Origin of the sequence: Kitasatospora sp. NPDC056181, from assembly GCF_042266225.1 — a bacterium.
Classification (GTDB): Bacteria; Actinomycetota; Actinomycetes; order Streptomycetales; family Streptomycetaceae; genus Kitasatospora.
Map to the genome: position 1 here is coordinate 89494 of NZ_JBHJUK010000014.1, position 9567 is coordinate 99060.

Sequence of the window (9567 nt, forward strand, 5' to 3'; positions counted from 1 at the left end):
CGCATCGGGGTAAGACGCGCCATGATGCTGCTCCGGTGCGTCACGGGGCAGTGGCCGACAGTGATCCGCGCCGCACGGGCGGCCGGGTCCCGGGGTGCGCGGGGAGGTGGGCGTGGTGGCGGTGTCCGAGGAGTCCTCCGCTCCCGTTCCGCGCCCGGTCCCGCCCTGGGCCGGGGTGCTGCTCGCGCTCGGCGTGCCCGTACCGATCGCGGTGGGGTGGCTGCTCTTCCGCCACTGGGCGCCGCCGGTGCGGAGCGTGGCCCTGCAGCTGGCCGGCACCCGGGAGGCCGCCTGGGCCGTGGCCGGCGGGCAGCCCGCCGCGTACCGGGCGGCACTGGCGGCCGGCTGGTGGCTGCTCGGCGGCTGCACCCTGACGCTCGCCGCGGCCGGGTTGCTGGGCCGGTACGTGTTCACCCGGCCGCACTGGCGGCTCACCGCACTCGCCGGGGGCGGCGCCGGGTTGCTCGCGGGCGCCTGCGGCCTCGCGGGGACCGCCCTGCTGGGCAGCCGGCTCGACGGGCTGGACCGGCTTGCCGGGCCGGGCGGCCTCGGGGCGCCCGCCGTCGGCACCGGCTCCGGCTCCGGCTCCGACGCCCCGTTCGCCGCCGCCTCCGCGCTCGCCACCGTCATGTGGCTGCTGCTCCTGCCGGCCGGGGTGATCGCCGTGGTCGTCGTCACCGCCACCCTCCACCGCGCACTGCGCGGCGTGTTCCGGCGCCCGCCCGAGACCGCCTCCGGGCGCACCGGGGCCCCGGAGCCTCCCGGGACCCCTGGCGTTCCCGGGGCCGCCGGCGCTCCCGGGGCGGAGGCGCCCGCGCTGGTCCCGCCCTGGCCGGTGGCCACCGCGCGCGGCGGGCACTGGCCGACCGGCCGCCGCACGCACCCCCCGCTCGACCACCGGGCCCGCTGGCGCAACGGCGCCGTGGTGCCGCCCGGCCGCGAGCACGCCCGGCTGGGGTTCTGTGTCTCCGGCGGCGGCATCCGGTCCGCCTGCATCACCCTGGGCGCCCTCCAGGCGCTGCGCCCCTGGCTGAAGGAGGCCCGCTACCTGGTCTCCGTCTCCGGCGGCGGCTACACCGTCGGCGCACTGCAACTGGCGCTCAGCGACGCGGCGCCCGGCGGACCGGTGCGCGCCGTCTCCGGCCTGACGGCGGACGACGTCCTGGAGCCCGGCTCCCCGGAGGAGGACCACCTGCGCCGGCACGCCAAGTACCTGGCGGACGGCGCCGGGCAGTGGCTGGTCGCCCTCGGGACGCTGCTGCGCGGCCTGGTCGCGGCGCTCACCCTGCTGCTCGCCGCCGTCCTGGTGCTCGGCCTCGGGCTCAGCCGCTTCTACCACCTCGTGCCACTGGCCGACCTGGACGGCCTGGCCGCGGTCGGCCTGCGCACCGGCGGGGGCGGACCGCCCGGCCCGTTCGCCGTCCGCGAGCCGGCCCTCCTGGCGCTGCTCGGACTGCTCGCGGCCGGCGTCGCCTACTGGCTGCTCTGGCTGCTGGTCTTCTCGCTGCTCGGCTGGAACACCCTGCTGCCGCGCACGCTGCGCCGGCTCTCGTACGGCGCGCTGGCACTGGCGGCGCTGCTGGCCGCCGGGGTGCTGGTGGTGCCCGGGCTCGCCTGGGCCGCGGTCCGGCTCCAGGAGTCGCTCGCGGTCGGCGCGCAGCAGACCGGTGCGGGGCTCAGCCTCACCGTCCTGCTCAGCTACCTCGCGCTGCTGCTCGGCATCCTGTGGCACGGGCGCCGGGCCGTCGAGCAGGGCGCGGCGGCCCTCGGCGGGCTGCTGGACGGCGCCAGGCGCCTCGGCGGCGGGCTGGGCGGCCGGATCGCCGAGTACCTGCTGGTCTGGTCGGCGCTGGCCGCGCTGTCGGCCGGCGCGCTGCTCGCCCTCGGCTGGGCGGTCGCCACCGGGCACGCCTGGCCCGTCGCCGCGCAGGTGCTGCTGCCGCTCGTGCTCGGGTCGGTCGGGCTCAACCTCGACCAGACCTGGATGGGCCTGCACCCGTTCTACCGGCGCCGGCTGGCCTCCGCGTTCGCCGTTCGCCGCTCCACCGAGGACGGCGAGGTCCTGGCCCGGCCGTACCACTTCTTCCGCGAGCAGACCCGGCTCAGCCACTACGGCGCCCGGCACCCCGGCTTCCCGCAGGTGGTGTTCGCGGCGGCGGCCAACCTGTCCGGCAACTCCCGTACGCCGCCCGGGCGCAGGGCGGTCTCGTTCACCTTCTCGCACGACTACGTGGGCGGGCCGGACGTCGGCTACGCACGGACCGACCTGCTGGAGCGGCGCACCCGGCGGCACATCGCCCGGGACCTCACCGTGCAGTCCGCGATGGCGGTCTCCGGCGCCGCGTTCTCCTCGGCGATGGGGCGTCAGTCCCGGGCCTACCAGGGCCTGTTCGCCGTCACCAACGCCCGGCTCGGCACCTGGCTGCCCAATCCCGCCGTGCTCGGTCCGCTCTGGGCGGCCGAGCGGGACTGGCGGCGGGCACCACAGCCCGCCGTCCGCCGGCTCCCCTACCAACTGCGCGAACTGTGCGGGCGGTTCCCGATGGACGACCGGTTCCTGCTCACCACCGACGGCGGCCACTACGAGAACCTCGGGCTGGTCGAACTGCTCCGGCACGGCGTACGCACCGCGGTCTGCATCGACGCCAGCGGGGACACCTCCTACGCGGCCACCCTGGCGGCGGCGATCACGCTCGCCCGCGAGGAGCTGGGCATCACGATCACCCTGCACGAGCCCGAGCTGCTGATCCCGGGCAGCGCGGGCGGGCAGCCGCTGCGCGGTCTGGCGGCGCGGCTGGCCGACCGGCTCTCCGCCCGGACGGTGATCACCGGCGACATCCACTATCCGGACGCGCTCACCATCGCGGACGAGGAGGGCGAGGACGGCGGGCACGGCAAGGGCGGCGCGGACGGCGCGGACGAAGGGGCCGGCGCGCACGGCGAGGACGGCGGGGAGCACGGAGATGGCGGGAGCAGCCACGGCGCCCTGATCGTCGTCCAGGCCGTGCTGACCGCCGACATGCCGTACGAGCTGCACTCCTACGCGGTGGCCAACCCGGCCTTCCCCAACGACTCCACCGGCGACCAGTGGTTCGACCACCGGCAGTTCGACGCGTACCAGACGCTCGGGCGCCATCTGGGCGAGCAGGCCGCACCCTTGGTGAAGGCCGCACTGACCGGCACCCGCCCGGGCGCGAAGGCCCCCGCGGCCCCGCCGCAGGCCCCGCCGGACAGCACGTCGGGCAGCACGTCGGACAGCGCGCCGCAGATCCCTTCGCCCGCCCCGGCGCCGACCCCGCCCGCGCCCTGGCGCGCCACGCAGGGGTGACGGGCCTCGCTTGACTCGCGCCCTTCCCGTCGGGAAGGATCCGGCGCATGGACTCCGGCACCGCTCTGGTCTGCCGCCTGCACGTCGATCTGCGACGCCAGGCGAGTTCCATCTGTGCCTGTTGACCCTGCCCTTCCCCGCCGGTCCCGCCCTGTGACGTCTTCCAGGCCCCGCACCGCGCACCCGTACTCCTGACGCGCCCCGCCCGGCGCACCCGTGCCCGTCGGCACGTCCGCGGCCGCACCCGGGTCCGCGCCCGGGCACGGCCCCCGCCCTCCGCTCGCTCCGCCTCCCCCGAGGACGCCCACATGAGTCTGGACCTCGCCCCCGGCACCGCCGACCCCACAACGTCCGACCCCACAACGTCCACCGCCACAACGTCCGCTGCCACAACCACGGTGGCGGCACCCGCCACCACCGACGGGGTCCGTGCCCCGCTGACGCCCAACGTCCTGCGCGGGATCGTCCGCGAGCTGGCCGAACGGCCCGACCGGTGGATCCACCACGTCCGCCTCTCCACCGACGAGCGCTGGTACCGCCGACTGGTGGCCGACGAGGACCACGAGGTCTGGCTGATCAGCTGGCTGCCCGGCCAGTCCACCGGCTTCCACGACCACGGCGGCTCGCGCGGCGCGTTCACCGTCGCGCTCGGCGAGCTGGAGGAGCTCTCGCTCGGCGGGCCCGAGCAGGGCCTGCTGATCCGCCGGGTGCCCGCCGGCACCACCCGGGCATTCGGGCCCGAATACGTGCACGACGTCCGCAACACGGCCTCCGGCCCGGCCGTCACCCTGCACGCGTACTCGCCGCCGCTGAGCTCCATGGCGCACTACGACCTGCGGGCCGGTGGCCTGGTCCGCACCTCCCAGGAAGGACCGGAGCAGTGGTGACCACGATCGACGACCTGGTGGAGCGCGCCCGCGGGAGCGTCCACCGACCCGGGGCCCGGGAGGCCCGCCAGGCGCAGCTGAACGGCGCGCTGCTGGTGGACATCCGCCCTGCGGCGCAGCGGGCGGCCGAGGGGGAGATCCCGGGGTCGCTGGTGATCGAGCGCAACGTGCTGGAATGGCGGCTCGATCCGACCGGAAGCCACCGGATCCCGGAGGCGACGGGGTACGACGTGGAGGTGGTCGTGGTCTGCTCGGAGGGCTACGCCTCCAGTCTGGCCGCGGCCTCACTGCGCGAGCTGGGGCTGCACCGGGCGACCGACCTGGACGGTGGCTTCGTCGGCTGGGCGGCCGCCGGACTGCCGACCCGGCCTGGCGGCTGAGGGCCCGGCAGGACCGGAGGCCCTCGGGTCCGCGAGCCCGGATCCGCCGCTCCGCGGAGCCGCGGAATCCTCCTTCCCGCCGGTCCTGCGGCCCTGGACCTACCCGCCCGGGTGGTGCGTCAGAGACAGGAGATGATTCAGGTCATAGTCTGATCAGGGTTTCCGCCGGCCCATTCCTGGGCAGCCACGCGGGCGGAAGAACGTCCGGGCAGGTGATATGACAGATAAACAGCTGCGTCACGCACCGTCAACTGTCGACAAACCGCCACCGACCGACAGACCGCCACCATCGGCGCCGCCATCGCGGGGCGCCGAGACGAGGAAACTCCCCGTGATCAGATTCGACGGCGCCGGCAAGCGCCACCCCGACGGCACCATCGCCGTCGGGGGCCTGGACCTCGACGTGCCCACCGGCCGGATAACCGTGCTGGTCGGCCCCTCCGGCTGCGGCAAGACGACCCTGCTGCGCATGGTCAACCGGATGGTCGAGCCGACCTCGGGCCGGGTGCTGCTCGACGGCACGGACGTCGCCGAGCTGGAGCCGGCCAAGCTGCGCCGCGGCATCGGGTACGTCATCCAGCAGGCCGGGCTCTTCCCTCACCGCAGGGTCATCGACAACATCGCCACCGTCCCCTACCTGCTCGGCTGGGACCGGAAGAAGGCCCGCGCCCGGGCCGCCGAGCTGCTGGAGCTGGTCGGGCTGGCGCCCGAGACCGGCAAGCGGTACCCGTTCCAGCTCTCCGGCGGCCAGCAGCAGCGCGTCGGCGTGGCCCGGGCCCTGGCAGCGGACCCGCCGGTGCTGCTGATGGACGAGCCGTTCAGCGCCGTCGACCCGGTGGTCCGCGCCGGGCTCCAGGACGAGCTGCTGCGCCTCCAGTCCGAGCTGCACAAGACGGTGCTGTTCGTGACGCACGACATCGAGGAGGCCGTCCGGCTCGGCGACCAGGTCGTGGTGCTGCGCGAACAGGGCCGGATCGCCCAGCTCGCCGATCCGCACACCCTGCTCACCGCACCCGCCGACGACGACGTCGCCGCCTTCCTCGGCCGCGACCGCGGCCTGCGCGGGCTCGGCCTGCGCCCCGCCTCCGCCGTCACCGTCCGCCCGGTGGCCGACGGGCTGCGCCACGGCGGCTGGGAGTTGGCACTGGACGACCGAGGCCGCCCGATCGGCTGGATCGACCGGGACGCGCCCACCGCCACGCTGCACCCGGCGGCCGGCTATCACCCGGGGACGGACACCCTGCGCAGCGCACTGGACGCCGCCGTCCTCTCCCCCGCCGGGGTCGCCGTCGCGCTGGACGCCGACGGGCGGGCCACCGGAACGGCGAGCCGCGAGGCCGTCCTCGCCGCCCTCGCGAACACCGCCCCCCTGACCGGAACTCCCACCGCCCTCACGGACACGCCCGCCGCCCTCACGGGAACCGCCGACAAGTCGGCGGGGTCCGTCGTCAAGTCAGCGGCAACAGGCATCCAGCCGGCGGCATCCGGCATCCAGCCCGCGGCAACCGGCGTCCGGCCCACGGGGCGCCCCGGGGCGACGGACGGACCGGACGGCGCCGACCGGGCCGCGACGGACGGGGCCACCGGTGGACGATGAACCGATCGTCCGCTGGTACTGGATCGGCGACCACCTCGGCTACCTCGGCGACCTGCTCGCCGACCACGCGGTGATCGCACTGCTCCCGGTGCTGATCGGCCTGCTGCTGGCCGTCCCGCTCGGCCTGGTCTGCACCCGTTACCCCCGGCTCTACCAGCCCTTCGCCGCCGTCTTCAACGTCGTCTACGCGCTGCCGTCGGTGGCCGTCTTCGTGCTGCTCATCCCCTACACCGGACTGGCCACCCAGGCCACCGTGATGATCCCGCTCACCTTCTACGCCGTGGCCGTGCTGCTGCCGACCACGGTGGACGGGCTGCGGGCCGTCCCCGAACCGGTCCGGCAGGCGGCCACCGCGATGGGCTACGGGCCCTGGCACCGGCTCACGGCCGTCGAACTGCCCGCCGCCGTGCCGTACCTGGTGGCCGGTCTGCGGGTGGCGGCGGCCTCCAGCATCTCGCTGGCCAGCGTCGGCGCGCTGATCGGGCGCGGCGGGCTGGGCTACCTGTTCATCGACGGCTTCCAGCGCACCTTCCCGACCCCGATCGTGGCCGGTATCGTGCTGATCGCCGCCCTGGCGCTGGCCGTGGACCTGCTGCTGCTCGGCGCACGGCGGCTGCTCGCGCCGTGGGCCGTCCGGGAGAAGGGGGCGGCCCGGTGAACTGGCTCTCCTGGCTGGGGGACTTCTTCTCCTCCCCGGACCGCCTCAGCGGCCCGGACTCGATCGTGCACCGCGTCACCGAGCATCTGCTGCTCTCCGGCGAGGCGCTGCTCTGTGCGGCCCTGCTGGCCGTCCCGCTCGGCCTGCTGATCGGCTACACCGGGCGCGGCGCCGCCGCCGTCACCTCGCTGGCCGGCGCCGCCCGCGCGCTGCCCACGCTCGGGCTGGTGACGCTGGCGGTGCTGCTGGCCGGGGTGGGCGACACCGCCGTCCTGGTGCCGCTGATCGCCCTCGCCGCGCCACCGCTGCTGGTGGCCGCCGTCGAGGGGGTGCGCGGCACCGACCCGGACGTCCGGGACGCCGCGCGCGGCGTCGGGCTGACGCACCCGCAGGTGCTGTGGCAGGTCTGCCTGCCGTCCGCACTGCCGACCCTGCTGGCCGGGTTCCGGACCGCATCCGTACAGGTGATCGCGACGGCCACGGTCGCCGCGTACGTCGGTCTCGGCGGCCTCGGCCGGTACGTCATCGACGGGCTGGCCACCCGGGACTACGCCGTCACGGCGGGCGGCGCGCTGCTGGTGGTGCTGCTCGCGGTCGGTGTCCAGCTCTTCTTCGCCCTGCTCACCCGGTACGCGCTCCCGCCCGGGCTGCGCGGCCGGCGCCGGGCCGGCTGATCGTCCCCCGCACCCGTGGACGGGCTGCTCCTCGTCCACGCCCACGCACCGGCCGCTCCCGCTCACGCCCGGCGGCCGCACCGATCCTCGTTCACGCTCCTGAAGGGACACACGTCACCATGTCGACTTCCGCACCCCGGAGAAACGTCCGCCGGGCCCTGGCCCTCGGCACCCTCGCCGCGCTCGCCCTCGGCGCCACCGCCTGCTCCTCCTCCGGCGGGGACCCGCTGGGCGGCGGCTCCTCGTCGGCGGCCACCGGCGCGGGCTCCGGCTCCACCGTGGTGGTCGGCTCGGCGAACTTCCCCGAGAACGTGCTGCTCGGTTCGATCTACTCGCAGGCGCTCAAGGCCAAGGGCGTCAAGGTCGAGGAGAAGTTCAACATCGGCAGCCGCGAGGTGCTCTACGGGCAGCTGCAGAACGGCAGCCTGACCGTACTGCCCGAGTACAACGGCGCGCTCCTCGCCTACCTGGGTGGCAAGGCGTCGGCACCGACCAAGGAGGAGGTCAACGCCACGCTGGCGAAGACCCTGCCGGCCTCGCTGGCCCTCCTGGACTCCTCCCCCGCCGAGGACAAGGACACCCTGAGCGTCAGCCAGGAAACCGCCGACAAGTACGGCCTGAAGAGCATCGCCGACCTGGCCGCCAAGGCGGGCGAGCTCACCATCGGCGGCCCGCCGGAGTTCAAGAACCGCCAGGAGCAGCCGCTCAAGGACGTCTACGGGCTCTCCTTCAAGGAGTGGAAGCCGACCGGCGAGACCACCGCCAACGCGGTCAAGGACGGCACCATCCAGATCGGCAACGTCTTCTCCACCGACCCGAAGATCTCCCAGCTGAAGCTCGTGCCGCTGGCCGACCCGAAGGGCCTGTTCGGCGCGCAGAACGTCACGCCGCTGGTCAACAAGGCGGGGGTGGATGCCAAGGCCACGGCCGCGCTCAACGCGGTGTCGGCCAAGCTGGACACGGCGGGGCTGCTGACGCTGATGAAGAAGGTCGCCGTCGACAAGGAGGACCCGTCGGCGGTGGCCAAGGAGTGGCTGAAGACCAACGGCCTGAGCTGAGCCGGGTCTCCTGCGGGCGGCGGCCCCGGGCAACGTCCCGGGCCGCCGCCCTCCGTCCCCGCTCAGCCTCCGTCCCCGCCTCCGCCTCCGTCCCCGCCTCCGCCTCCGTCCCCGCTCCCGACTGCCTCCTTCCTCGTGCCTCCTGCGCCGGTTCACGCCCCGTTTCTCATATCTGAGGATCTTCCCTTGGGCGGCGCGAACATGACAGTGTGGCGGGATGCGCACTCGTCTTCTCGCCGCCACCCTCACGGCATTCGCCGCGGTGAGTCTCGCCGCCTGCTCCAGCTCGGGCTCCGGCACCACCGCAGCCGGCAGCACCGCGAGCGGCACCCCCACCGCCTCGACCGCCGCCACCACACCCGCCGCCCCCGCCGCGAGCACCCCCGCCACCGGCGACACCGCCGCGGCCACCCCGGGCACGCCGACCACCCCCGCCGCGGGCGCCTCCGACGGACCGGCCCCCGGCGCCTCCTCACCCGGCGCCCCCGACGCCCCCAACACCGCGGCGCCGTCCAAGCCCGCGCCGCCGGCCGACGCCGGGCTGCCCACCAAGCCGGGCAGCGACGTCACCGCCAAGCTGGTCGCCGCGCTGGACGCGATCGACCCGGCGATCGTCGGCGGCAAGTCGGACCAGGCCGTCGACCGGGCCCGCACCCAGTGCCAGTCGATGTACCAGTTCCCCAAGGACCGGACCAAGCTGGTCGAGCTCGCCAACCAGCGCTTCACCGCACCCGACCACCCCCAGGGCTTCGGCGACGAGAAGGCCGGGAAGATCCTCGACGCACTGCGCGCCACCCTCTGCCCGCCGGCCTGAACAGACCCGGGTGCGTGGGCAGGTCCGAGCGGCCCCCCTCACGCCACCCGGTGAGCGGCCCGGCGTCCTGAGCTCCGGGCAGCCGTGGGCGGGCGGGGCCCCCCCCCGCGGGCCCCCCGCCCCACAGCCCCGGGGGCGCCCGAGCGCCCCGGCCGGGTCGGATAAACAAAT

The 9567-nt window shown here is 75.3% G+C and carries 8 protein-coding genes; all 8 read left to right on the forward strand.

Annotated elements, in window-relative coordinates; genetic code table 11:
• The first annotated feature begins 115 nt into the window (after positions 1-115).
• The 8 genes from ACFC1F_RS08835 (at position 116) to ACFC1F_RS08870 (ending at position 9396) form a co-directional block, all read left to right on the forward strand.
• Positions 116-3328 (forward strand): hypothetical protein, encoded by a 3213-nt coding sequence (locus tag ACFC1F_RS08835; protein WP_376156681.1) that lies wholly within the window; start codon positions 116-118, stop codon positions 3326-3328.
• 308 nt (positions 3329-3636) lie between these two features.
• Entirely contained in the window at positions 3637-4215 is a 579-nt protein-coding gene (locus ACFC1F_RS08840) for a cysteine dioxygenase family protein (RefSeq protein WP_376156682.1), read from the forward strand.
• A complete protein-coding gene (locus ACFC1F_RS08845) occupies positions 4209-4595 on the forward strand; it encodes a rhodanese-like domain-containing protein (protein ID WP_376156683.1) in 387 nt (128 codons plus the stop codon). Before ACFC1F_RS08840 ends, ACFC1F_RS08845 begins: the two co-directional genes overlap by 7 nt.
• Positions 4596-4926: 331 nt before the next feature.
• Entirely contained in the window at positions 4927-6192 is a 1266-nt protein-coding gene (locus ACFC1F_RS08850) for an ATP-binding cassette domain-containing protein (protein WP_376156685.1), read from the forward strand.
• On the forward strand, positions 6182-6850 hold the full coding sequence (locus ACFC1F_RS08855) for an ABC transporter permease (RefSeq protein WP_376156686.1): 669 nt from the start codon (positions 6182-6184) through the stop codon (positions 6848-6850). The genes ACFC1F_RS08850 and ACFC1F_RS08855 overlap by 11 nt, the downstream gene beginning before the upstream one ends.
• Positions 6847-7524 carry an ABC transporter permease gene (locus tag ACFC1F_RS08860; protein ID WP_376156688.1) on the forward strand — a complete coding sequence of 226 codons (678 nt, stop codon included), beginning with the start codon at positions 6847-6849 and terminating at the stop codon, positions 7522-7524. The genes ACFC1F_RS08855 and ACFC1F_RS08860 overlap by 4 nt, the downstream gene beginning before the upstream one ends.
• A gap of 119 nt (positions 7525-7643) precedes the next feature.
• On the forward strand, positions 7644-8582 hold the full coding sequence (locus tag ACFC1F_RS08865; RefSeq protein WP_209409463.1) for an ABC transporter substrate-binding protein: 939 nt from the start codon (positions 7644-7646) through the stop codon (positions 8580-8582).
• 217 nt (positions 8583-8799) lie between these two features.
• Positions 8800-9396, forward strand: a complete 597-nt coding sequence (locus ACFC1F_RS08870; protein WP_376156690.1) for a hypothetical protein — start codon at positions 8800-8802, stop codon at positions 9394-9396.
• Positions 9397-9567 lie beyond the last annotated feature (171 nt).

Bases quoted from the DNA above. Each gene is read 5' to 3' on its own strand.
- ACFC1F_RS08840 (WP_376156682.1), top strand. From the start codon at position 3,637: ATGAGTCTGGACCTCGCCCCCGGCACCGCCGACCCCACAACGTCCGAC.
- ACFC1F_RS08865 (WP_209409463.1), top strand. From the start codon at position 7,644: ATGTCGACTTCCGCACCCCGGAGAAACGTCCGCCGGGCCCTGGCCCTC.
- ACFC1F_RS08870 (WP_376156690.1), top strand. From the start codon at position 8,800: ATGCGCACTCGTCTTCTCGCCGCCACCCTCACGGCATTCGCCGCGGTG.